Here is a 23641-nt window from a genome sequence, read left to right on the forward strand (position 1 = left end):
CGCACGTCTCGCACATGGCACAGGTCGGGAGTTCCAAGGGTGGTGTTCGCGACTGGGCGAGGGGCGAAGGCGGAGGGGCACACCTCCCCATCGCGAAGGCTTCCCTGAGCAACGCCGAAGTGGGGGCATTGTTAGCAACTGACCGACCCCGGAGTCCCCGCCGTCGCCTTGTTTCGAGCTGTTCGGGAATCGAGGGATGCTGAGGGCTCGAACCAAGGCCCCTCCCTGCTGAGCGCTGCCTGGATCACGCTCCAGTGGACAATCCTCGCTGTCTACAGCCACGGTCGGAGCCCGTCCTCGTACAACGGCGCGGTTCGGTAAGTCCAGCGGCATCCAACGAGGAAAGGCGCTGTTCAGCGAGGAGATACAGACACCAATCGCCGCGTGTCATGGTCACGCCCGGGTGCCGGCGCCGCGACCACTTACAGACGACAAAAGGGAGCAGTTCAGGATGTGGGAGAGGGTCCCGTTAAAACCCGTGGGATGTGAGTGAGCGAACCTCAAAAAGGGGCGGGATGTGAGAGAGCGAACCTCAAAAAGGGGCGGGATGTGAGAGAGCGTGCGGGGTTCAGGTGGCGGGGCTGTACTTTGCCAGGTCTGCTGCATTCGTCGCAGCGCTCATCAGCACGGCAGCGCCGAACATGTGGGCACCGACGAGGAGGGCCGGGATGCCGTTGTAGTACTGGGTGAACCCAATGATGGCCTGCAGCAGGGTTACGCCCAACAAGAGATAAGCCGCTGTGCGGAACGGTCCGCCGATCTTGTGGCGCACCACCAGGAACACCGCGAGAAGCGTTCCGGCCATGATGAGGTAGGCGGGAACGGCGTGGATGTGCGAGAAGAGGTCCCAGTCGAGGTCGTTGCGGGGAGCGTCGGCGTCGCCTGCGTGCGGTCCGGCACCGGTGACTACAACGCCAAGCATCACAGAAAGGGCCGAGAAGACGGCTACGGCCATCATTGCCGGGCGGGCAATCGCCGGAAGGGACGGCAGCGTGCGATTCATGAAGCCCCCGGTCCTGCCGTAAGCCCGGTTGACGAGCAGCGTTGCGAAGACCACCAATGCCATGGACACCAGGAAGTGGAGGCCTACAACCCAGGGGTTGAGCCCTGACAACACGGTGATGCCGCCAATGATGGCCTGGGCCGGGATACTTGCGAGGAGTCCCAGAGCCAGGACAAAGAGGTCGCGACGCTCCTTGCGGAGGTTCCACAAATACACCAACATGAGCGCTGCAACGGCCGCGAGGGCGAACGTAAGCAGTCGGTTGCCGAACTCAATGAATCCGTGAATGCCCATCTCCGGTGTATTGACCAACGAGTCGTTGGTGCATCGCGGCCACGTGGGGCAGCCCAGACCCGAGGCGGTAAGACGGACCGCACCACCGGTCACCACAAGAACCGTCTGCCCAATGAGCGACAGCAGGGCCAGTCGGCGCACCGCCTTGTTGACTTCGGTGGGCAACTTGGACGTGAATCGCTGGATGGTTTTCGGGAGGCGCGATGCCGTGCTCACAGTTTTCTCAACTCTCAGTTCTGCATTGTTAGTGGCTACAGGCTGGTTAGTTCCACTTGAACCAGCGGATGGCTGCGGCGCCGGCTAGCACTGTCCACAGCAGGAGGATCACGACGGCGGGAAGCGGGACGGCCCCCAGCAGGAAGGCGTCACGGAGTGCTTCACCCAACGCGCCGGAGGGAAGGAACTGCACTATGCCCTGGGCGAGGGCGGGAAGCCGTTCGGCAGGGACCACAATGCCGCCCAGCGCGCCCAGCAGGATCCACAGCAGGTTGGTGATGGCCAGCGTTGCTTCCGGTCGCACCGTGCCCGCCACCAGCAAGCCCAGTGCTGTGAAGGCGGCGGCACCGAGGACCAGCAACCCAAGCCCAGGCAACCATGCCTCTGGACGTGGCTGCCAGCCAAGAAGGCCGGCAATCGCGCCGACCACCAGGACCTGGAGGAACAGGACCACCAGCACTGCGAGAATCTTGCCCGCAATCAGGCCTCCACGGCCCAGGGGAGTAGTGGAGAGGAACCGGAGGACACCATAGCGACGATCAAACCCCGTCGCGATGCCTTGGCCGGTAAATGCTGTGGACATGGCGCACAGGGCGAGAATTCCAGGGGTCGCCACATCCACACGCGATCCGCCCATGCCGTCCAACATGGGGGTGACCACCAGACCTATAAGTGCCATCAACGGCAGCACGATGGCGAGAATCAGTTGCTCGCCGTTGCGCAGCATGGTGATGGTCTCGTAGCGGCCCTGCTGGATGATCCGGCGCGGCAATGACGCCGGACCGGCGTTGGGTGAGAGGAGCTTGCTCATCTGAGGTCCCTTCCGGAAATATCCAGGAACACATCTTCAAGGCTACGGGCTTCCAAGCGCAGTGAAGCGGGCAAGATGTTCCGTTCTGCCCACCAGGCGGTCAGGGCCGCAAGGTCGTTTGGCGTCAGCTCACCGCTAATCGTGTAGCTGCCCGACCGGGTCTCTGTGATCTGGAGCCCGGCGCCGAGGACACCGGCAAAGTCGAGTCCGGCCGGGGCATCGAAGTACAAGGTCCGGTCCGTCATGGAGGTGTCGGAAGAATGGTCGTGCTTCAGAAGCTCGGCGACTGTTCCTTCTACAACATTGTGTCCGCCGTCGATGATATAGACGTAGTCCGCCAAGCGTTCGGCGTCGTCCATGAGATGCGTCGTGAGGACGATCCCCATTCCTGCGTCCCGAAGTTCTGCGATGAGGTCGAACACCATCTGGCGCGACTGGGGATCCAGCCCTGCACTGGGTTCGTCCAGGAACAGGATCTCCGGGTTTCCCACCAGCGCGGCCGCCAAGGCGAGCCGTTGCTTTTGGCCGCCGGAGAGGCGACGAACAGTGGTCCTGGAAAATTGGTCGATTCCGAGGCGCTCCACCAAGGCGTCAACGTCCATGGGGTTTCGGTACATGCCGGCGACGTGCCGCAACAGTGGGATGGGACGGGCCGACGGCGGCAAGCCACCGTCCTGGAGCATCACACCTACGCGCGCCCTCAAGTCCGCACCCGCCGTGTCCGGGTCCGCGCCGAGCAGCGAAATAGTCCCGCCGGTACGTTTTTGAAGACCTTGGGCGCACTCGAGGGTGGTGGTCTTGCCCGCCCCATTTGCCCCCAGAAGGGCGGTGACTTGGCCGCGCTCGGCTACCAGTGACAGTCCGCTGACCACCCGCAGCATTTTGCCGTCAAGCGAGGCCAAAGGGCCTACGTCCTTAATGAGTCCGTCTATGGTGAGGACAGGGGAATCGGGTGATCGCACCAAAGTATTCTACGTGAAGTAGTACGGTCACACTTGGCGGGCAGCCCCAGGTCAGTCTTGCCTTACTGGATGCATGAAACAAATTACGACATGATTGTGTTGTGTATTCCATGAGCAGTCCAGTTTCCATGCCCTCAAAGCGGCATGCTGCAGCGGCAGAGGCCTACGTGCCTCCGCCGGCGCTGCCGGACGCGGATGACCGTACACGGGATCGCGTCCTGAGCGCCGTCTTGGAGAATGGCCCGGTAAGCGCCGCAGAGCTGGGAGATCTTCTCGGCTTCACCCCGGCCGCAGTGCGCAGGCACCTTGACCACTTGGAACGCAGTGGCGTAATCGAGGTCAAAAGGGTGGCCAAGGCCGGCTCCGGCGCAGGTCGTCCGGCACGCCGCTATGTCCTCAGTTCCCAGGGCCAGTCAACGCTTGGCGACGATTACCTGAACATCGCCAGTTCCGCGCTGCGGCGCCTGCAGGAACTTGCGGGCGAGGACGCAGTGCGGGAGTACGCGGAAGAACGATTCGCCGACATGGAACGCCGTTACGCCCCTGAGGTGGAAGCGGCCGGTGATGACATCACGGCTCGTGCCATGGCGCTCTCCAAAGCCCTGAGCCGCGACGGCTTCGTCGCCTCTGCCCATTCCATTGAGGCCAAGGCCCCCTTGCCCGCTGCGTTGTCCAGCGTCCAGCTATGCCAAGGGCACTGCCCCATCCAGCGTCTTGCCGCCGAGTTCCCGGTGTTCTGCGATACAGAGACCAAGGTCTTCTCCCGCTTGGTGGGCGTCGACGTCCGGCGGCTCTCCACGCTCGCGCAAGGCGGGCACGTCTGCACCACCCATATACCTACCGGGCGACTGGCTGCCACGGCATCCCCAGATGTCGCAGTGCAGTCCGGGAACCCGTATCAGGAATCAAACAACCAGCAAGAAAGGCCGTGATGACGGACCAAATAGCAGAGAAAGCGGTAGCCGACGGCACTGTGATCTCGGAGATTCTGGAGAAGAATCCCGAACTGCACGGTATCGGAAACTACGAGTACGGCTGGGCCGACAAGAACGACGTAGGCGCAAATGCCCGTCGTGGCCTCAACGAGGAGGTTGTCCGCGACATCTCCTCGAAGAAGAACGAGCCCGAATGGATGCTCGATCTGCGCCTCAAGGGCCTGAAGTACTTCGACCGCAAGCCCATGCCCACCTGGGGTGCAGACCTCTCGGGCATCGACTTCGACAACATCAAATACTTCGTGCGTTCCACGGAGAAGCAGGCAGCTACGTGGGAAGACCTCCCCGAAGACATCCGGAACACCTACGAGAAGCTGGGTATCCCGGAAGCTGAGCGCAGCCGTCTCGTCTCGGGTGTCGCTGCCCAGTACGAATCCGAGGTTGTCTACCACCAAATCCGCGAGGATCTGGAAGCCCAGGGCGTCATCTTCCTTGACACGGACACCGCGCTGCGAGAACACCCGGAGATCTTCCAGGAGTACTTCGGCACCATCATCCCGGTGGGCGACAACAAGTTCGCCTCGCTGAACACAGCTGTATGGTCCGGCGGATCGTTCGTGTACGTGCCCAAGGGCGTGCACGTTGATATCCCGCTGCAGGCCTACTTCCGCATCAACACGGAAAACATGGGCCAGTTCGAGCGCACGCTGATCATTGCCGATGAAGACTCGTACGTTCACTACATCGAAGGCTGCACGGCTCCGATCTACACCTCGGACTCCCTGCACTCGGCTGTTGTGGAAATCATCGTGAAGAAGGGCGCCCGCGTCCGCTACACGACCATCCAGAACTGGTCCACCAACGTGTACAACCTCGTCACCAAGCGCGCTATCTGCGAAGAGGGCGCCACCATGGAGTGGATCGATGGCAACATCGGTTCCAAGGTGACCATGAAGTACCCTGCCGTCTACCTTGTTGGCGAGCACGCCAAGGGTGAGACCCTGTCCATCGCCTTTGCCGGCGAAGGCCAGCACCAGGACACGGGCTCCAAGATGGTGCACATCGCGCCGAACACCAAGAGCTCCATCATCTCCAAGTCCGTTGCCCGTGGCGGCGGACGTGCTGCCTACCGCGGCTTGGTCCAGGTCCGCGAAGGCGCCAAGCACTCGGCCAACACGGTCCGCTGTGATGCCCTTCTGGTGGACACCATTTCCCGTTCGGACACGTACCCGTACATCGACATCCGTGAGGATGACGTTGTGATGGGGCACGAGGCCACCGTTTCCCGCGTCAGCGAAGAGCAGCTCTTCTATCTGATGTCCCGCGGCATGCCTGAAGACGAAGCCATGGCCATGATCGTGCGCGGCTTTATCGAGCCGATCGCCCGTGAGCTGCCCATGGAATACGCCCTGGAGCTGAACCGCTTGATTGAACTGCAGATGGAAGGGTCCGTCGGTTAACAATGACTGATATCACTACTGAAAAGGCGCGCATCGGCGCGCCCTCGGCCCAGCCGTTTATCAACGGTTTCACCGAGGAAGGCGAAAACCTTTCGCCCGTAAACACCGGGACGAACACCAGCACGACGTCGGAGCAGCCTTCCGCTGGTCCGCTCGCTGGCGCTTCGGCCAAGAGCCACTCGCACGGTGGCGGCGTAGGCATCCCGGACAGCTCGCGGGCAGGCCGCCTCACTTCCTACAAGCTGGCTGACTTCAAGCCGCTGAACGGCTTGGAGGAAGACTGGCGTTTCACACCGCTGAAGCGCCTGCGCGGCCTCCACACCGAAGTCCTCAACGGCGCAGCTCCGGCGGTCAGCGTCACCGCACCGGCCGGCGTCGTTGTTGAAACCGTAGGACGCGATGACAAGCGCATCGGCCAGGCCGCCATCCCGGAGGACCTCGTGTCCGCCAACGCCTGGGAAAACTTCGCCGAAGCCACGGTGGTTACCGTGCCCGCGGAACTGCAGGCGGACAGTGAAGTTTCGGTCCTCATCACCGGTGCCGGAGAGGCTCCTTCCGCCCAGCACATCGTGATTGTGGCGGAGCGTTTCTCCAAGGCCGTCGTGGTCCTAGACCACCAGGGCACCGCAGTTGTCTCCGAGAATGTGGAGATCATCGTCGAAGACGGTGCGGAACTGACCGTAGTCTCACTGCAGGAGTGGGCAGACAACGCCGTCCACGCGTCATCGCAGCAGGCCAAGATCGGCCGCGACGCCAAGTTCAAGCACATCGTGGTCAGCCTCGGCGGGGACCTCGTCCGCGTTACGCCGTCCACTCGCTTTACTGCACCTGGCGCCGACGTCGAAATGTTCGGCTTGTACTTCGCAGATGCCGGACAGCACCTCGAGCAGCGCCTCTTCGTGGACCACGCAGTGGCCAACTGCAAGTCCCGGGTTCTCTACAAGGGCGCACTGCAGGGCCGCAATGCCCACAGTGTCTGGGTTGGCGACGTCCTGATCCGCAAGGAAGCCGAAGGCACCGACACCTACGAGGCCAACCGCAACCTGGTGCTCACCGACGGTGCCCGCGCGGATTCGGTTCCCAACCTCGAAATCGAAACCGGCTTGATCGAGGGTGCAGGCCACGCCAGCGCCACCGGCCGTTTCGATGACGAGCACCTGTTCTACCTGATGGCCCGTGGCATTCCCGAAAAGGTTGCCCGCCGCCTGGTGGTTCGAGGATTCCTCAACGAGATCATCCAGCAGATCAAGGTCCCGGCAATCGAAGAGCGCCTGACCGCAGCCGTTGAGCGCGAACTCGCCGCGACCGACAACTAAGACAGGCCAGGCAGGACAACAATGAGTGAAGAAACCAAGGGCGAACTGGTATGCAACGCCAATGACATCCAGGTCAAGCAGGCGCTGCGTGTCCTGATCGACGACTACCCCGTAGCCATCGTGAAGGACTCGATGGGCGATATCCACGCCATCGCCGATACCTGCTCGCACGCGGACATCTCGTTGTCCGAGGGCGAGGTTGAAGGCTGCGCGATCGAATGCTGGGGACACGGTTCCCAGTTCGATCTTCGCAGCGGCCAGCCCCTCCAGCTGCCTGCTTATGACCCCGTCCCGGTTTTCGCCGTCACCATCGACGGAGACGACGTTTACGTGGACGTGACCAACGTTGTGAACGGCGCTTCGGTAGATAACTACTGAGCGTCCAGTACCGCCAGACTTACGAACGAAAAGAAAGAAGAGCATGTCAACTCTTGAGATCAAGGACCTGCACGTCAGCATTGAGACGGAGCAGGGCACCAAGGAGATCCTGAAGGGCGTCAGCCTGACCATCAAGACCGGCGAGACCCACGCCATCATGGGCCCCAATGGTTCGGGCAAGTCCACGCTCGCCTCCACCATCGCCGGTCACCCGCGCTACAACGTCACCAGCGGCACCATCACGCTGGACGGCGAAGACGTCCTCGAGATGAGCGTCGACGAACGTGCCCGCGCAGGCGTCTTCCTGGCCATGCAGTACCCCGTAGAGGTTCCGGGCGTCACCATGACCAACTTCCTGCGCACCGCCAAGACAGCCATCGACGGTGAAGCACCGGCGCTGCGTACCTGGACCAAGGACGTCAAGGCGGCCATGCAGCAGCTGCGCATCGACGCCGACTTTGCCCAGCGCAATGTCAATGAAGGCTTCTCCGGTGGCGAGAAGAAGCGTGTCGAGATCCTGCAGCTTGAGCTCTTCAAGCCGAAGTTCGCCATCCTCGACGAGACCGACTCGGGCTTGGACGTCGACGCCCTGAAGGTTGTTTCCGAGGGCGTCAACCGTGCGCACGAAGAAGGCAACATGGGTACGCTGCTCATCACCCACTACACCCGCATCCTGCGCTACATCAAGCCGGACTTCGTTCACGTCTTCGTCGACGGCAAGGTTGTTGAAGAGGGTGGCCCCGAGCTCGCGGACCGTCTCGAAGAAGAAGGCTACGACCGCTACGCTCCAGGCGCCGGCGTTGCCGTTGCTCCTGCCGTGCAGGCCTAGTTAGGATCGTTCCATGACCGAAATCAACACGGCGCGCACCAGCCTCGAGGACGTCGAGGAAGCGCTTAAGGACGTCATTGACCCGGAACTTGGGGTCAACGTGGTGGACTTGGGCCTCCTTTACGGACTCAAGTACTCGGACGAGGACGGCGCCCTCCTGATTGACATGACACTGACCACGGCGGCGTGCCCGCTGACGGACGTGCTTGAAGAGCAGGTTGGCAAGTCCCTCGACGGAGTCGTTGACGATTGGCGCCTGAACTGGGTATGGATGCCGCCGTGGGGTCCTGAGCGGATCACCGACGACGGCAAGGACCAGATGCGGGCCCTCGGCTTCAACATCTGATCAGCAGGATTTGTCCGGAAAGCGGGCATAAGGAAGGGTTCCGGGCATGTTGCCCGGAACCCTTCCTTTTTCATGACACCACAGCCCTAGGGCGTGGCCACTCCGAACGTGTCGCATTTGTTGATGTCGCCGGTGGTGTAGCCCTGATAGAACCATTTCTGCCGTTGCTCGCTGGAGCCATGGGTCCACGACTCGGGCGAGACCCTTCCGGTTGCTGCTTGTTGGATCCGGTCGTCGCCGACGGCGGACGCGGCCGAGAGCGCATCCTGCAGGTCCTGCTCGGTGAGCGGATCCAGGAAGGGCCTGCCGCTGGCATCGGTTTGCGTTGTGGCGTGGCGAACCCACAGCCCGGCAAAGCAATCCGCCTGCAACTCCACCCGGACTGCTCCGGACTGCGGGCCCTGTGGGTCCTGCTGGGCCTGGTCCAAGGTCCCCAGGATGTTCTGTACGTGATGCCCAAACTCATGGGCCACCACGTATTCCTGTGCCAAGGGCCCACCCGATGAACCGAAGCGGGTCACCAACTCATCAAAGAAGCCCGGATCAAAATAGGCTTTGACGTCCGCCGGGCAGTAAAAGGGTCCCACTGCCGTGGTGGCTGGGCCGCACCCTGTGTTCGTGGCCGTATCGAAGATGACCGTCCCCGGCCGCGAGTACTGCACGTTGTACTGGGCCAGGTAATCGGGCCAGAAGGCATTGAGACTGTTCACAGTGCCTGTGATCCGGCAATCCAGGCGCTTGTCCGCATCGGCACCCGTCTGGCATTCCTGGATACCTCCCGCGCCGGGACCGCCACTTTCGACGGCGGGTGGCTGGCTTCCGCCGCCCGTCAAGTCTCCCAGGACGTTCGGATTTACCCCGAGCAGCACCAGCAAAAGCACCACGATGCCGCCGCCGATGCCACCACCAATCTTGGTCCCTCGGCCCATTCCACCGCCGCGTCGGTCTTCTACTTGGGACGGGTCAAGCTGCGCACCATCGTTGAAACTCATACAGTCAGAATAGACGTCACTTTTAGTGCCGGAGGCTGGACACTGCCGTAAAATTGCTTGGATGCCTTTCCTGGACAAACTTCAACTCTGGGCTGATGAGCGCCCCCACGACACCGCCGTCGTTGTTGGCAGCAGCCGAATCACCTGGGTGGAACTCCGCGATGCCGCAGCAGCGCTGCTCGGAACCGCCGGAGCCACTACGGTGCTGGCTGAGCCAAACTCCGTCCGCTTCGTCGCACACTATGCTGCCGCCGTAGCAGGGGAGCGGCGCTGCGCCGTCCTGGACCCGCAATGGCCGGCCGCCATGATCGAGGACGTGGCTTCGCGCCTCCTGGACAACGCCTCTGCGACCGGGACAGAACTCGTGGATGGAGATACTTCCAGCACTTTCCTGATCGGTCTCACCTCCGGCACCACTTCCGTGCCGAAAGCATTCACTCGCTCCCGCCGCTCGTGGCAGGTGTCCTTTGACGCCTCCATCGAGTTTTTCGGGCTTGCGCAGGATGACCGTACGCTGGCGCCTGGCCCGCTTTCCGCCAGCCTGAACCTCTATGCCCTCTCGGAGTGCCTGTATGCCGGCGCCGCGTTTCACACCCTGGCATCCTTCGATGTTGGTGACGCCCACGCAGCCATCAGCCATGACGGCATCACCCGTCTTGTGCTGGCTCCCACCATGCTCCGGTTGCTCAGTGAAAGGGGCCTCGCCGGTGATGTCGATGCCTCCGGTATCCGCAGCATCATTTGCGCGGGTTCCAAGCTGGACGCCCGGACTTTGGAGGCGGCACGCCGATGGGCGCCGCATGCCGCCATCTATGAGTACTACGGCGCCTCGGAGCTGAGTTTCGTCTCCGGCACCCGCCTTGCCGCGGGTGAACCGCTGGACGCCGGAGGCACAGGAATCGGAACCCCGTTTCCCGGTGTCGAACTGAGCATCCTTGACGATGCAGGCCGGCCGCTTCCCGATGGAGACCATGGGAATATCAGCGTGCGCAGCGGTATGGTCAGCAACGGCTACTTGTGGGGCGATGACGGGCAGGCGTTGCGGTGCCTCGATGGCTGGTACACGGTGGGGGACCAGGGCTACCTCGACCATGGCACCCTCCACATCCTTGGCAGGCGTTCGGACATGATCATCACGGCCGGAAAGAACGTCTACCCGCACGAGGTTGAACTCGCCATCGCCTCCGTTCCCGGGATCGAGCTCGCCATCGCCGCCGGGGCGCCCGACGATCTCCGCGGTCAAAGAGTGATCGCCGGAATCGTGCCTGCCTACGGTGCCGTGACAGCTACGCAGCTCCGTACGGGCCTTGATGGCCTGCTGGCACGGGACAAGTGGCCGCTGCAGTATTACGTATTGTCGGAGTTGCCCATGACCGACCGAGGCAAGGTCAGCCGCAAGGTGCTCCTCGATTGGATCAAGAACCATGATGCGCGGGCGCAGCCTCTTGGCTAGCGTCAATCCGTCCGGCAGGGGCACAGATGAATCCCGGCAGCCGGTCATCATCGCCGCGTTGCGGTCACCGATATGTCGCGCCAACGGGCAACTGAAGCAGTTCCGAGCGCCGGACTTGCTGGCACCAGTGTTGAGTTCGCTGCTGGAGTCCACAGGTATGGACCCAGTAGAAGTGGATGATGTCATCATCGGCAATGCCGTGGGTGGGGGAGGAAACCTTGCCAGGTACGCCGCCCTCCAGGCCGGCTTGCCCATGACCGTTCCAGGGCTCACTGTGGACCGCCAGTGCGGCTCAGGGCTGGACGCGATTGCCCTGGCCTCGCGGCTGGTGGCGGCCGGCGGCGATCCCCTGTACCTGGCCGGCGGCGTCGAAAGCATCAGTTCGGCACCGGCCCGCGCTCACAGGAACGACGACGGCGGCCTGGACTTTTACGCCCGGGCCACCTTCGTGCCACCCGAGTTCGGCGACCCGGACATGGGTGTGGCGGCGGAGAACGTGGCAAGGGACTTTGGGGTGACCCGGCAGCGGCAGGACGAGTACGCGCTCAGAAGCCATCGCCGTGCAGTGGGCGCCGCTGCTGCCGGGAAGTTCTCGGAGGAGATCGTTCCACTCACGAGCAATGGAACACTGGTGGATACCGACGACGGCCCCAAACCTTCACTGCGGGCGCCGCTGATGGCGAGGTTCCCGGCTGCGTTCGTGCGCGGTGGAACGGTCACGGCAGCAAACTCATGCTTCGACGCCGACGCGGCGTCCGCGGTCGTCATCACGTCGCTGAAGCGTGCACGCAGCATGGGTGCCGCAGACGGCTTGACTGTTTTGGGCTGCGACACCCATGGAGTGGACCCGGAACTGCTGGGTATCGGTGCCGCCTACGCAGCCGAACGCTTGCTGTCGTCGAGCAACCTGGTGGCTGATGAAGTTGACCTCATCGAATTCAACGAGGCTTTCGCATCCCAGACGATCGCATGCCTGGAGCATTTGGGCGTGGACCCTGCCAGGGCCAACCTCGAAGGAGGAGCGCTGGCGTTGGGCCACGGCTACGGAGCTTCGGGGGCCGTCCTGGTCACGCGACTGTTCGCACAAGCGCGCAGGAAGTACCAGGAAACGGGTGCGTCGGCGCTCGGGTTGGCGATGATCAGCATCGCCGGCGGCATGGGAACTGCTGCCCTCCTGCGGTATTCAAGGCTCTAGCTCTTCTCCGGGATTTCCTCAGCCTCGCCCAGCCCCCGGGCGGCCAACGCGTCGCCCGTCTGCCGGGCGTAGGCCACAGTGGTGATGAAGACAGGAAGGACCAGCGCCCGGGGATTGCGTTCCAGACCGCGGGCACGCGCTGAGTCCCGGACATCGGAGAAGGCGCCGGCGATGAAAGGAATGCTCCTCAGCATCACTGCGATGGTCAGTGCGAAGCGCTCGGGGTCGGCACCGAGCCGGCGGAAGGGCTTGGCCAACGACACCACGCCGTCCAGAAGGTCCTGCACCGGTGTTGTTGCTGTCAGCACCGAGGCCGCCACAACGCAGACCAGGATGTTCACTACGATGCGGGCCGCCGTCGGTCCCCCCAGCTGCCACCACTGGAAGAGCCCGATGACCAGGAGGATCGGCGCCACCATCCAGATTGCCCTGAGGAGGCGCCGCACGCCGGCACCGCTGAGAAGGAACAGCCCGCACATGACGGCGAAGATCGCCAGGGACACAGCCCAGTCCACGATCAGGAACGACGCCGTTCCGCAGGCAACCACCACCAGGAATTTCAGCCAGAGCGGAGTGCGGTGGATCACCGAGTCTCCGCGTACGTAGTTGGCAATCAGGAAGCCGTGGCCCCTCACCGTGGAGCACTTTCGTGCGGCAGTTCACCCAGGGAAGCTGCGCACAGCGCCCGGTAAAGGGCAACGCCCTCGGCTGCACCGCCGTCGAACACTATGCGGCCCGACTCCACCACCAGGACGCGATCCATGTCCAGCGCCAGATCGAGGTCGTGCGTGGACATGATGACCTGCTGGTCCAATCCCGCCAGTGTTCGGCGCAGAAGTTCGCGGTTGCGGAGGTCCAGCAGCGTGGAAGGCTCGTCCAGGACCAACACTCCAGGATTCACGGCCAGGACGGCGGCCAGCGCCAGTAACTGCCGCTCGCCACCAGAGAGCTCATAAATGCTTTGGTCGGCAAGGTGGAGCAGGCCAAAGCGATCCAGGACGGACTCGGCCCGGGCCGCACGTTCCTTCGAATTCTTCACGGATCGACGCAACGACAACTCAACGTCCTCGCGCCCTGTCGGCATGACCAGCTGGGACAGGGGATCGGTGAAGACGAAGCCAACATTGCCCCGGACACGGCGGACGTCCGTCACCGTGTCGGCGCCACCCACGGTCACCGTTCCGGCACTCGGTTCCACTAAGCCATTCAGGAGGCGCAGAAGCGTTGATTTCCCGGATCCGTTGGCGCCAATCACGCCGATGCGACGCTCGGACAACTCCAGGGAGAAGTCATGCAGCAGGGTCTTGGGCGCGTCCCGGCCGTCGACGACGACCCGCACCGAGACCCTGCTGAAACTGATGAGGTTCATGTACTGGTTGTTCCCGCTTTACTTGACTCGACGTACCAGGACGTCAGGGAAGGCCTTGTGGATTGCCAAGGCAATCACCACGGCCAGTACGTTCTTGATGATGTCGCCCGGGTAGAAGGCGAGATCTGCGATGAACGCCTTGGTGAAATCCAGTTTGCCGTTAACCATCATCCCCAGGACACCCAGGCCGTGGACGATCACGATGCTGCTGACCATGGTCGCGGCAAAGAGCCACAGCCCGCGGTTCCTGACCGTCCGGCGAATCACGACGCCGGCCAGGTAACCGGTGGCGGCAGCGGCCAGAGGGAACGCGATAATGTAGCCGGCGGAAGGGCTGGCAAGGATACCCAGGCCGCTGCGGCCGCCGCTGAAGATCGGCAAGCCTGCCAGGCCCAGGAGGACATAAAGACCGACGGCGGCAAAGCCGCGCCCAGCGCCGAGGACCAATCCGCTGAGCATCACTGTAAGGGTCACCAAGGTAATCGGAACCCCAAGCGCCCCTACAGGAATGCCGGGCACAATGGCGGAGGCGGCCACAAGGGCCGCAAACACGGCAATGAGGCCGAGGTCAGTCGCGGTCCAGCGTTTTCGGGAGGCGGCGGTGCGCTGCGACGTGGAAGCGGCAGCAGCGGCAGAGTCAGTCTTGCTCATGACGGTCCTATCAGGTGTGGTGCGATGCGATGGAAGTGCGTGTTTTTCCCCTGCTTTTGAGGATACGGAGGCCTTGGAACCGGGTTTTTGGAGCCTCTCCACAACGGACGGGCAGCAATCTTTGGTCGATGACACAGTTTTCGCTGTCCGGGGACGATGTCAGCCAGCGGCCATGCTGCCGGTAGACTTGAACAGGCTGTTCTCACGGCCGCCCCCGCCGCACTTATCGGACCCACCGGTCCCCGCAGGCGTTCCCCATTGAAAGGCATCACCCGAATTGATTACCGTCCAGGAACTCGAACTCCGCGCCGGCGCACGCCTGCTCATGGACCAGGTTAACTTCAGGGTGGACAAAGGCGACAAGATCGGGCTGGTTGGCCGCAACGGTGCCGGCAAGACCACGCTCACGCGCGTCCTCGCAGGAGAAGGCCTTCCCGCTGGTGGAAAGGTAACCCGAAGCGGCGAGATCGGGTACCTGCCGCAGGACCCGCGCACTCCGGACATGGAACAGCTCGCCCGTGACCGCATCCTTTCTGCACGTGGCCTGGACGTGGTGGTGGGGAAGCTCAAGAAGGCCCAGATGGAAATGGCCAGCGAGGACGCAGCCGTCCAGCGCAAGGCCATGAACCGCTACGACCGCTTGGAAGCTGAGTTCCTGGCTGGGGGCGGCTACGCCGCAGAAGCCGAAGCCGCTGCGATCTCCTCCAACCTTGCCCTGCCGGAGCGCATCCTCAACCAGCCGCTGAAGACCCTTTCCGGTGGTCAGCGTCGTCGTGTGGAGCTCGCCCGCATTCTCTACTCTTCGGCTGAGACGCTGCTGCTTGACGAACCAACCAACCACCTCGACGCCGATTCCATCACCTGGCTGCGCGACTTCCTCAAGGACCACCAGGGCGGGCTGATTGTCATCAGCCACGACGTGGAACTGCTGGAAGCCACGGTCAACAAGGTCTACCACCTGGACGCCAACCGCGCCCAGATCGACTACTACAACATGGGCTGGAAGCGCTATCTCCAGCAGCGCGAGACGGATGAGCGGGCCCGCAAGCGTGAGCGTGCCAACGCTGAGAAAAAGGCCCAGGTCCTCATCGACCAAGCCAACAAGATGCGTGCCAAGGCTACGAAGGCCGTCGCGGCGCAGAACATGGCCAAGCGGGCTGAACGCCTCCTCGGCGGCCTGGAAGCTGTCCGCGAGAATGATCGCGTGGCCGCGCTGCGGTTCCCGGACCCGTCACCATGTGGCAAGACGCCGCTCACCGCGGAGGGCCTGAGCAAGTCCTACGGATCCTTGGAGATCTTCACAGATGTGGACCTCGCCATCGACCGCGGCTCCAAGGTGGTCATCCTGGGGCTCAACGGTGCAGGCAAGACCACCCTGTTGCGGATGCTGGCAGGAGTCGACAAGCCGGACACCGGCGACATCATTCCGGGCCACGGCCTTAAGGTTGGCTACTACGCCCAGGAACACGAAACCCTGGACCACGATCGCACTGTCCTGGAAAACATGCGGTCTTCCGCCCCGGACATGAAGGACGCCGAAGTGCGCGGAATCCTGGGCTCGTTCCTGTTTTCCGGTGACGACGTCGACAAGCCTGCCGGCGTCCTGTCCGGCGGCGAAAAGACGCGCCTGGCTCTAGCGACGATCGTGGCCTCAAGCGCCAACGTGCTGCTCCTTGACGAGCCCACCAACAACCTGGACCCTGCCAGCCGTGCAGAGATCCTGGGCGCACTCAAAAACTACAGCGGCGCCGTCGTCATGGTCAGCCACGATGAAGGTGCCGTCTCGGCACTGAACCCGGAGCGTGTGGTGCTGCTCCCGGACGGTGTGGAGGACCACTGGAACGAGGACTACCTGGACCTCATTACCCTGGCCTAGGAGCCTCTGGCTAACGAACCTGCAAGGGTTCCGCACCCGTGATGCGTGCCAGTTCTTCGTAGCTGATCGAGAACATCGAGTTGTGGTCTCCCGCGCCAGCCCACAGCACTGGGTGTTCCTGCAGCGACGTGTCCAGGAGGGTCCGGATTCTGCGGGGGTGGCCCACGGGGGCAACTCCACCCACTTCCTGGCCGGTGTGTTCCAGCACGAATTCTGGCTTGGCGCGGCGGATTTTCCCCGTTCCCAGCTGATTGGCCACCAGTGCCGTGTCCACCTTTGCTGCGCCGCTGGCGAGGATAAGCAGGGGTTCGCCATCCAGCTCAAAGATCAAGCTGTTAGTGATTGCGGCTACGTTGCAGCCGAGTTCCGACGCAGCTGCGGCGGCTGTAGGCACTGTGGCAGCGAAAATCCGAACAGTGTCCTGCGCGCCGGCAGCCACCAAGGCGGACCTGACGTTGAGGACGGGGTCGGGAACCGGTTCAGTAGCCTTGTGCATCCAGGATCGCGTCTTCCTCTTCTTCGGACGTTGGCCGTTTGTTCTTGCGGGGGGCAGGAGTTCGGCGTTTGGGCGTGCCGCCGGCGGCGATGATCTCTTCGTCCTCTTCGTCTTCGGCGTCAATGGCGGCATTGCGGGCCTGCTGCCGCGCCGCGTAACCGAAACCGATGAACATCAGGACGCCAAAAGCGAACCACTGCAGGGAATAGGAGAGATGTGTTCCCTCTTCCGTGGCCGGCTTGGGGAACGGTGTGGGCATGGGCTGCACGGCAGGATCTTCGCTGGCGAGCTGCCCATACGCGCCCGTGGCGATCGGGTAGGGGAGTTCGGTGGCATAGCTGGCAAGGTCAATGGAGGCGAGCTGGCCGTCCACTGCGCCGCGGTCCAGTTTGGGCTCTGCGGGTTTGAGGCGGGCAACCACGGTGACCTCACCTGTGGGAGGCGGCGGAACGACGTCGGGGTGGCCGGGTGTGTTGTTTCCGATCGGTAACCAACCGCGGTCAATCACCACCGCTTCACCGGTGGTGAGGCGGAAAGGAACCACGACGTCGTAACCTGGCTGGCCATTCAGCGGCCGGTTCCGGACAACCCGCTGACCGTCAAGGTCGTAGGAACCGCGCAGTTGGACCTGCGTCCATTCACGCTCAGGGTCCAAAGCGTCGAATTGGCCTTTGATCTCTGTGTAGGGGACAGGCGTTGCGGAGTAATTACTGACCACGCGGTTGATTTCGGCCAGGGTCTCGGCCCTTCGGTCCATTTGCCAACGGCCCAGGAACACGCAGGCGGTAGCGAAGATGACAGCAAGAACGAAGTACCCCAGCCACTTGCTGGAGAAAAGGAAACGATACATTCAGCCAGCCTCGTTCGCCGTTGAGTGGTCCGTGAACGGCACAGTGTCTTTCCAGAGGCCACGCGTCTGCAGGTAATCCTCAAGCCACTCGCGGTGATCGCCACAGGAAAGCCAGACCTTGCGGCGTTCCGGAGTGTGAATCCGCGGATTGTTCCACAGCAGTTGCCATTGGGCCCCAGATCGGCAGCCCTTGCGCGAACATACCGCCGGACCGGCGGCACGTTCGGACTCCTGGCCGGCCATTCCTGCGCCGCCAAGGTTAAAGATGTTCATGAAGCCGCCCGTTCATCGCCGGCGTGTCCGGCCTCGCTTGCGTGGCCCTTAGTCGGGTCCGCTTGATTGCCTGTTGGTTCGTCATCCACCAATTCGCCTTGGAGCACCGTGGGTGCCTCAGCCCGTTCATCGTCGTCAGGCTGGGCCGAGCCCTCGATTTCCGGGACAGCAACGTAGTCCAACAAAGACTCGCTGTGGTCTTCGGCTTTGTCATTGCCGTTGGCGATCACCACGGCAATCCACGGAAGGAAGACAGCCCCGGCGATGGCAATAATCTTGAACCAGCCGTCAACCACGAAGATCAGGATGATGCAGACCATGCGGATGCCCATGGCAACGGCATATTTGATCATGCGTTCGCGCATGTCCTCAGAGTGGGCCGCAGCGGCATCGGTGATGCTGTGGACTTCGGGGTCGCTGGAAACAGCGTCCGGTTCCCCGGGCACTTGCTGCAGGGGACTGCTTTCTGGTGTCACAGCTGAATCATCACGCTCCAAAGGCCTCTCTCAATTCTCTCACCAAGGCTGTACCGGCCCAAACCGCGCAGGTGGCTGGTTACCCGCCGGTTGCTGCAGGCGGCGGATAAGATCGACACAGGAAAATCCCCCTTCACAGCGGCAATCGACTGCCGCGGAACCTGGAGCAACAGTATGTCTGAAGCAGTATCCACCGGTCGCAGCGTCCTGATCACGGGCGGGAACCGTGGCATCGGTCTGGCCATCGCCGAGTCATTCCTTGCCAATGGCGACAAGGTGGCTGTCACCTACCGCAGTGAAACAGAACTGCCTGAAGGCATCCTGGGTGTGAAGGCCGACGTCACGGATGAAGCATCGATTGACGCAGCGTTCAAGATCGTTGAAGAGGCACACGGTCCCGTGGAAGTGTTGGTGGCGAACGCGGGTATCACCAAGGACACTCTCCTGCTTCGCATGAGTGAGGACGACTTCACCTCAGTCCTGGACACCAACCTCACCGGCGCTTTCCGTGTCATCAAGCGGGCGTCCAAGGGCATGATCCGGCTGCGCAAGGGCCGTGTGGTTCTTATCTCATCAGTGTCCGGCCTCTATGGCGCTCCCGGCCAGATCAACTACTCCGCCTCCAAGGCCGGCATGGTGGGCATTGCGCGTTCCCTGACCCGCGAGCTCGGTAGCCGCGGCATCACCGCCAACGTCGTGGCTCCGGGATTCATCAACACGGACATGACTGCTGAACTCCCCGAAGACACGCAGAAGTCCTACTTGGCCAACGTCCCCGCTGGTCGTTTCGCCGAGGCGTCCGAGGTTGCCGATGTTGTGCGTTGGGTTGCAAGCGACGAGGCCGCCTACATCTCCGGCGCGGTGATTCCGGTCGATGGCGGCCTCGGAATGGGCCACTAGCAAACTAGCCCCAACAGCAGTTTTTGTCCGGGGTCAACAACGGATTTCGGCTCGGCCGCTGGCATGATGGAATCCGAGCCCACGGAATTTGGATGAAGTGAACAAAAGGAGCACGAATGGGAATGCTGGATAACAAGACCGCGATCGTCACGGGGTCTTCCCGCGGAATCGGCGCCGAAGTTGCCAAGATCCTCGCCGGCGAGGGTGCCGCCGTCGTAGTCAACTACCGCCAGAAGGCGCCGCGCGCCAACAAGGTAGTGACCGAAATCCAGGCAGCGGGTGGCCGTGCCGCTGCTGTCGGCGCCGACCTCACCACCGATGAAGGCGTGCACGCCCTGGCCAGCACTGCCATGGAGGAATTCGGTTCCCTCGACGTATTGGTCCTTAACGCCTCCGGCGGCATGGAGTCCGGCATGGAGGAGGGGTACGCGTTGAAACTGAACCGCGATGCCCAGATCAACATGCTCAATGCCGCAGTGCCGCTCATGCCCGAAGGCTCACGGGTTGTCTTCGTGACCAGCCACCAGGCGCACTTCGTAGAGACCCTTCCCACCATGCCCGAGTACGAACCCGTGGCAAAGAGCAAGCGTGCCGGCGAGGATGCACTGCGCGCCTTGCTTCCCAATCTTGCGGACAAAGGCATTTCACTGGTGGTCGTTTCCGGCGACATGATCGAGGGCACCGTTACGGCAACGCTTCTTGACCGCTCCAACCCGGGTGCCATCGAGACTCGCCGCGCGGAAGCCGGCAAGCTCTACTCCGTTGAGGAGTTCGCGGCCGAGGTTGCCAAAATGGTTACCGCCGATGTCGAATCCGGTCACACGGAATACGTGGGAGGCGCCGACTACTTCGGTAAAACAGCCGAGTAGCGCTTCGCCCTCTGCAACGGCCCGGGACAATGTCCCGGGCCGTTGTTGTTTATAGGGCCACTCACCCGAATCCTGATAGATGACAATTTGATAAATAATAGTGAATTTAGCGTCACGAAATCAGAAACCTTGTTTCGCTAATATGCTTTTGCGTTAACTGTTTCCATCTGATTGAATCTGCAAGGCGCCCAATCCGTAATTGAGCACAGCATTACGTTCCGGGCGGCGCGCGACTCCAGCTTCTCCAGCCCACCTCGAACGCATTGAACTGCGAACTAGGAGCTTCTTTGGACCTGTTACTACATGCAGATGGCATTCATGCGTCTTATGATCAACGGCACATCCTCAAAGGCATTGGATTTTCGTTGCACCGAGGAGAAATCCTGGGGTTGATCGGCACCAATGGTGCAGGCAAGACGACCTTGATGGACGTACTGTCCGGATCCCACAAGCATGATTCCGGACAACTGATGTTGGCCGGTGAAAAGTACGGGCCGGATTCCGTGGAGGAAGCACAGGCCTGCGGCGTGGGACTCATCCCACAGAACTTCCGGCTCCTGCCTGAACAGACCGTCGCCGAAGCAATTTTTCGAGGCACGTTTCAAGCCAACAAACCGCACCTGGAACTCCGCGACCAAGCACTCACGTTGATCCGGGACATCGGAATCGCGCTGGACCCGGACGTGAGGGTGGGGACGCTGATACGCGCGGAGCAAGCCCTGGTGGAAGTCCTGCGGATGGTGGCCGAGGAAGCCCAGCTCGTGATCATGGACGAAGTTGCTGCGTCGCTTCCGGACCACGACGTCGCCGTCCTGCACAAAGTCCTGCGAATGCTGATCGGGCAGGGCAGGGCCATCATCTACATCACCCACCGCTTGGACGAGGTCCGTTCCATTGCGCATCGCATCGCCGTCCTGCGGGACGGCAGGGTGCACAAGACCTTGGAAGCGAGCCGGACCGACGTCGGCGAACTTGCCTTCCTCCTGCTCCAGCAGGAACTCGAGGACAGCGCCCGGCCCGCCGGTCCTGCAGGCGGCGACGAGGCGCTGCGGGTCCTGAAACTCAATGCGGGCAAGAATGTCCGGGACGTGACGTTCAGCGTGGCAAAGGGCGAGATTTTCGGCCTGGCCGGTACACACCGCTCCGGCATCTACCAGTTGGTCGAAGCACTTGTGGGCATTCACCCGATCAGTTCGGGGCAGATTCTCCTGAACGGACAAGCGGTCCAGATCCAGAGCCTGGAGGATGCAGCCCGTTTGCGGGTCGGGTACTTGTCAGACGCTGCGGACGCCGTGGATACCGACGCCAGCATCGCGAACGGCCTCCGCCCTGGATCCGATGCAGGGCTGGCGGATCTCCACACGGAGATCACCCAGCTCCGAACCGTCATCGAACTCGTCCGTCGCATGCGGATCAGAACCACCAACATCCATGGCAGCATCACCACCCTTTCCGGCGGCGACCGGCAGAAGGTGGAGCTTGCCAAATGGATGTCCACTGACTGCGACGTCTTGATCCTGAGCCATCCCAGTCGGGGCATAGACATTGGGGCCAAGGAAACTGTCTACAAGATGCTCACCGAGCTCAGTCAATCAGGCGTGGCCATCATTCTCTTGTCTTCGGACATGTCGGAACTGGTCAACTGGTGCCACCGGATCGGTGTGATGCGCGAAGGGGAACTTGTCACCATCGAGGCAAACGCAAATACCAACGAGGACGTCCTGGTTCACCACATGTTGGGTCAGAAGTTCGATTCCAAGGGCAGCGAAGCCCGCCGCGTGAAGGCCCAGGAGCCCGGCCCCCTCCTACGATGAACCGACAGAGGGGCGGCCATGGATGGCCGCCCCTCTCACTTTTCCTGCTCTTGTTGGTTCAGATGGTGATGGCCTTCGCGAAGGTCTTGAGCTTGTGGCGGGCCAATGCCAGGTTTGCATAGGTTCGGTCGAGTACCAGGTACACAAACAGGCCCTTGGATCCGTCTGAATTCAGGACGTTAATCAGGTGGTACTGGGAGCCCAGCGTAATGAGGATGTCCTCGATATCGCTCTCCAGGCTCAAGTCGGCCATAGTGCGGAGCTTCGCGCTGACCACGTTCGAATTGCCGGCGGCAGCCACGCCGAGGTCAAATCCAGGGCTTCCGCCCTGCGCCAAGGCCATTCCGCTGGTGTAGTCCACAATGGCCGCACCCGTGGCGCCTTCGATGGAAAGCAATTGCTTGATAGCTTCATTCAGTGAGCTCATGGTGAATTCATCCTCTTCTTCTTCATCATCAACGGTCTCCGTGAAGTCGGCCATCCGGGCTCCCTGGTAAGGGCTTGCATTGCGGAGATGTTCAGGCACGGCGGCATTTACCGCGGATGCTTCCGTGTCCCAGTCTTCGCCATGGAACATTTCGTGGAAAGGCGTTTGCTGGCTTGTGTTTGCAGCCCAGCCATTGGCATCCGGCTCAAATTCATCGCGCCGCTTCCACCATTTCCATGTGCGCTGCGAATGGTTCACTCTTTGCCCCTGTACCTATATCCCGAATTAGCGCATGCTTCACAGCTTCGTCTTGGAATTCGAAATCTAACACATCGAATGCCAGCGTGGACAATGCGCAGGGAAATGATTTCGATTCAGTAAATTGTTTGGAATTTGGCGTCACGAAATCCATTTGCTTGTTTCGCGGCGTTCTTGCCGCACGCCGCTCATGTGGAGCCGCCGTTGTTTTGGGCACGCGAAAGGATCCGACCAAGCAAGAGCGGATGACCGGTAAGGGGCTGCAGGTGCTTACCCTGCGGATCAGACGTTGGCGATGTGCCTCACGGCGTCAAGGTACGGCATGTTGATGACGGCGTCAGCCACTGCCCGAACGGCTGGCTTTGCATTGAAGGCAACGCCTATTCCGGCCGCCCCGAGCATGTCGAGGTCATTGGCACCGTCGCCTACTGCAATGGTGTGTTCCAGGCTGATGCCTTCTGCGGCTGCCCACCGGCGCAGGTACTTTTCCTTGGCGGCACGATCTACGACATCTCCGAGGACCTTGCCAGTGAGAGCGCCGTCGACAATCTCAAGCTCATTGGCAATCCAGTAATCAAGGCCCAGCTCCTCTGCGATGGGACCCAGGATCTGGTTGAACCCTCCGGAAACAACCGCCACCACGTGGCCAGCCGCCTTGAACGCCGCAACCAGTTCTGCCGCACCAAGGCTAAGGCGCACCTCGTGACGCACGGATTCGATGACGGCGGACGGCAGACCGGCGAGGACGGCCACACGGGCATGAAGGCTCTGGGCAAAGTCCAGCTCGCCACGCATGGCAGCCTCAGTCACCTCGGCAACTTCTTCGCGCTTACCGGCATGGCCTGCCAGCAGCTCGATTACTTCCTGCTGGATGAGCGTTGAGTCCACGTCCATGATGAGGAGCTTCCGGGCAGCCTGGCGAAGGTCCTCCGGAACAATGGCCGTATCCACGCCGGCATCGGCGGACTGGGCCACCAAGCGCCGCACGGACAAAAGGTCGACGGCAGAGTTCGCCGGCAAAGTGAGGTTGGCCGTGTGGACTGTGAAGCGCCCGTCTCCACCGTGTGATTCCGATGACACTGCAACGCCGGCGTCGGCAAGCACCTTCCGCACACCCTCGAGGGACCCGGGGGACAAATTCACGCCATAGCTGACTGCAGCCAAGTTCGAAGTCATGGCCTCAATCCTACTG

General features: G+C 62.1%; 25 protein-coding genes and 1 pseudogene. 12 read left to right on the forward strand and 14 right to left on the reverse strand.

The window, feature by feature from the left end; genetic code table 11:
* Window positions 1–568: 568 nt before the first annotated feature.
* Genes FQP90_RS02910 through FQP90_RS02920 form a run of 3 tightly spaced genes read right to left on the reverse strand, consistent with a single transcriptional unit; the run spans window position 569 to window position 3286 of the window.
* Entirely contained in the window at window positions 569–1513 is a 945-nt protein-coding gene (locus tag FQP90_RS02910) for a COX15/CtaA family protein (RefSeq protein WP_144648239.1), read from the reverse strand.
* Between the two features lie 46 nt (window positions 1514–1559).
* Window positions 1560–2324, reverse strand: coding sequence for an ABC transporter permease (locus tag FQP90_RS02915; protein WP_144648240.1), 765 nt, complete (start codon window positions 2322–2324; stop codon window positions 1560–1562).
* On the reverse strand, window positions 2321–3286 hold the full coding sequence (locus tag FQP90_RS02920) for an ABC transporter ATP-binding protein (RefSeq protein ID WP_144648241.1): 966 nt from the start codon (window positions 3284–3286) through the stop codon (window positions 2321–2323). The genes FQP90_RS02915 and FQP90_RS02920 overlap by 4 nt, the downstream gene beginning before the upstream one ends.
* Before the next feature lie 110 nt (window positions 3287–3396).
* Here FQP90_RS02920 and FQP90_RS02925 point away from each other — a divergent pair, with 110 nt between their 5' ends.
* From FQP90_RS02925 to FQP90_RS02950, 6 genes are read left to right on the forward strand one after another with little or no spacing between them, the layout of a single operon-like run.
* Window positions 3397–4218 (forward strand): helix-turn-helix transcriptional regulator, encoded by an 822-nt coding sequence (locus FQP90_RS02925; RefSeq protein ID WP_144648242.1) that lies wholly within the window; start codon window positions 3397–3399, stop codon window positions 4216–4218.
* Window positions 4218–5681: a Fe-S cluster assembly protein SufB gene (sufB, locus tag FQP90_RS02930; protein ID WP_011774792.1), complete on the forward strand. Its 1464-nt coding sequence runs from the start codon at window positions 4218–4220 to the stop codon at window positions 5679–5681. The genes FQP90_RS02925 and sufB overlap by 1 nt, the downstream gene beginning before the upstream one ends.
* Window positions 5682–5683: 2 nt before the next feature.
* On the forward strand, window positions 5684–6997 hold the full coding sequence (sufD, locus tag FQP90_RS02935; RefSeq protein WP_144648243.1) for a Fe-S cluster assembly protein SufD: 1314 nt from the start codon (window positions 5684–5686) through the stop codon (window positions 6995–6997).
* A gap of 21 nt (window positions 6998–7018) precedes the next feature.
* Complete coding sequence (locus FQP90_RS02940; protein ID WP_011774794.1) at window positions 7019–7375, forward strand: non-heme iron oxygenase ferredoxin subunit; 357 nt, start codon at window positions 7019–7021, stop codon at window positions 7373–7375.
* A gap of 43 nt (window positions 7376–7418) precedes the next feature.
* Window positions 7419–8204: a Fe-S cluster assembly ATPase SufC gene (gene sufC, locus FQP90_RS02945; protein WP_011774795.1), complete on the forward strand. Its 786-nt coding sequence runs from the start codon at window positions 7419–7421 to the stop codon at window positions 8202–8204.
* A gap of 13 nt (window positions 8205–8217) precedes the next feature.
* Window positions 8218–8550, forward strand: a complete 333-nt coding sequence (locus FQP90_RS02950) for a metal-sulfur cluster assembly factor (RefSeq protein ID WP_011774796.1) — start codon at window positions 8218–8220, stop codon at window positions 8548–8550.
* An 86-nt stretch (window positions 8551–8636) separates the two neighbouring features.
* Here FQP90_RS02950 and ypfJ read toward each other — a convergent pair whose 3' ends face one another.
* On the reverse strand, window positions 8637–9542 hold the full coding sequence (gene ypfJ / locus FQP90_RS02955) for a KPN_02809 family neutral zinc metallopeptidase (protein WP_144648244.1): 906 nt from the start codon (window positions 9540–9542) through the stop codon (window positions 8637–8639).
* A gap of 61 nt (window positions 9543–9603) precedes the next feature.
* Between ypfJ and FQP90_RS02960 the strand changes: the two genes are divergently transcribed.
* The gene (locus tag FQP90_RS02960; protein WP_144648245.1) at window positions 9604–10995 is read left to right on the forward strand and encodes a class I adenylate-forming enzyme family protein; all 1392 of its coding nucleotides are present in this window, start codon (window positions 9604–9606) and stop codon (window positions 10993–10995) included.
* Window positions 10970–12190, forward strand: coding sequence for a thiolase family protein (locus FQP90_RS02965; RefSeq protein ID WP_144648425.1), 1221 nt, complete (start codon window positions 10970–10972; stop codon window positions 12188–12190). Before FQP90_RS02960 ends, FQP90_RS02965 begins: the two co-directional genes overlap by 26 nt.
* Here FQP90_RS02965 and FQP90_RS02970 read toward each other — a convergent pair.
* The 3 genes and pseudogenes from FQP90_RS02970 to FQP90_RS02980 form a co-directional block, all read right to left on the reverse strand.
* Entirely contained in the window at window positions 12187–12825 is a 639-nt protein-coding gene (locus tag FQP90_RS02970; protein WP_144648246.1) for an energy-coupling factor transporter transmembrane component T family protein, read from the reverse strand. The genes FQP90_RS02965 and FQP90_RS02970 overlap by 4 nt on opposite strands.
* A pseudogene (locus tag FQP90_RS02975) lies at window positions 12822–13478 on the reverse strand (energy-coupling factor ABC transporter ATP-binding protein); the annotation flags it as partial. The gene FQP90_RS02970 and the pseudogene FQP90_RS02975, both read right to left, overlap by 4 nt.
* 99 nt (window positions 13479–13577) lie before the next feature.
* Window positions 13578–14210, reverse strand: coding sequence for a biotin transporter BioY (locus tag FQP90_RS02980; RefSeq protein WP_144648248.1), 633 nt, complete (start codon window positions 14208–14210; stop codon window positions 13578–13580).
* Between the two features lie 277 nt (window positions 14211–14487).
* Here FQP90_RS02980 and FQP90_RS02985 point away from each other — a divergent pair, with 277 nt between their 5' ends.
* Window positions 14488–16086, forward strand: a complete 1599-nt coding sequence (locus FQP90_RS02985) for an ABC-F family ATP-binding cassette domain-containing protein (protein ID WP_144648249.1) — start codon at window positions 14488–14490, stop codon at window positions 16084–16086.
* Window positions 16087–16096: 10 nt separating this feature from the next.
* On the opposite strand, the gene FQP90_RS02990 is transcribed toward FQP90_RS02985, so the two are convergent.
* The 4 genes from FQP90_RS02990 to FQP90_RS03005 are packed head-to-tail and all read right to left on the reverse strand — an operon-like array spanning window position 16097 to window position 18202.
* Window positions 16097–16582 carry a YbaK/EbsC family protein gene (locus FQP90_RS02990; protein ID WP_144648250.1) on the reverse strand — a complete coding sequence of 162 codons (486 nt, stop codon included), beginning with the start codon at window positions 16580–16582 and terminating at the stop codon, window positions 16097–16099.
* On the reverse strand, window positions 16566–17432 hold the full coding sequence (locus FQP90_RS02995) for an SURF1 family cytochrome oxidase biogenesis protein (RefSeq protein WP_144648251.1): 867 nt from the start codon (window positions 17430–17432) through the stop codon (window positions 16566–16568). The genes FQP90_RS02990 and FQP90_RS02995 overlap by 17 nt, the downstream gene beginning before the upstream one ends.
* Window positions 17433–17705: a hypothetical protein gene (locus FQP90_RS03000; protein WP_144648252.1), complete on the reverse strand. Its 273-nt coding sequence runs from the start codon at window positions 17703–17705 to the stop codon at window positions 17433–17435.
* Window positions 17702–18202, reverse strand: coding sequence for a DUF3099 domain-containing protein (locus tag FQP90_RS03005; RefSeq protein ID WP_144648253.1), 501 nt, complete (start codon window positions 18200–18202; stop codon window positions 17702–17704). Before FQP90_RS03005 ends, FQP90_RS03000 begins: the two co-directional genes overlap by 4 nt.
* A gap of 153 nt (window positions 18203–18355) precedes the next feature.
* On the opposite strand from FQP90_RS03005, the gene FQP90_RS03010 reads away from it, so the two are divergent.
* The 3 genes from FQP90_RS03010 to FQP90_RS03020 all read left to right on the forward strand — a co-directional run bounded on the left by FQP90_RS03010 (window position 18356) and on the right by FQP90_RS03020 (window position 21764).
* The gene (locus tag FQP90_RS03010) at window positions 18356–19081 is read left to right on the forward strand and encodes a beta-ketoacyl-ACP reductase (RefSeq protein WP_144648254.1); all 726 of its coding nucleotides are present in this window, start codon (window positions 18356–18358) and stop codon (window positions 19079–19081) included.
* 116 nt (window positions 19082–19197) lie between these two features.
* Window positions 19198–19950, forward strand: coding sequence for an SDR family oxidoreductase (locus FQP90_RS03015; protein WP_144648255.1), 753 nt, complete (start codon window positions 19198–19200; stop codon window positions 19948–19950).
* 287 nt (window positions 19951–20237) lie between these two features.
* Complete coding sequence (locus tag FQP90_RS03020; RefSeq protein WP_144648256.1) at window positions 20238–21764, forward strand: sugar ABC transporter ATP-binding protein; 1527 nt, start codon at window positions 20238–20240, stop codon at window positions 21762–21764.
* Between the two features lie 58 nt (window positions 21765–21822).
* On the opposite strand, the gene FQP90_RS03025 is transcribed toward FQP90_RS03020, so the two are convergent.
* The 3 genes from FQP90_RS03025 to serB form a co-directional block, all read right to left on the reverse strand.
* The gene (locus FQP90_RS03025; RefSeq protein ID WP_306439357.1) at window positions 21823–22245 is read right to left on the reverse strand and encodes a hypothetical protein; all 423 of its coding nucleotides are present in this window, start codon (window positions 22243–22245) and stop codon (window positions 21823–21825) included.
* Between the two features lie 157 nt (window positions 22246–22402).
* A complete protein-coding gene (locus FQP90_RS03030; RefSeq protein WP_144648257.1) occupies window positions 22403–22666 on the reverse strand; it encodes a hypothetical protein in 264 nt (87 codons plus the stop codon).
* A 65-nt stretch (window positions 22667–22731) separates the two neighbouring features.
* Window positions 22732–23625: a phosphoserine phosphatase SerB gene (gene serB / locus FQP90_RS03035; RefSeq protein WP_144648258.1), complete on the reverse strand. Its 894-nt coding sequence runs from the start codon at window positions 23623–23625 to the stop codon at window positions 22732–22734.
* Between the last annotated feature and the right edge of the window lie 16 nt (window positions 23626–23641).

It is taken from the genome of Paenarthrobacter nitroguajacolicus, from assembly GCF_007786235.1.
GTDB lineage: Bacteria > Actinomycetota > Actinomycetes > Actinomycetales > Micrococcaceae > Arthrobacter > Arthrobacter nitroguajacolicus_A.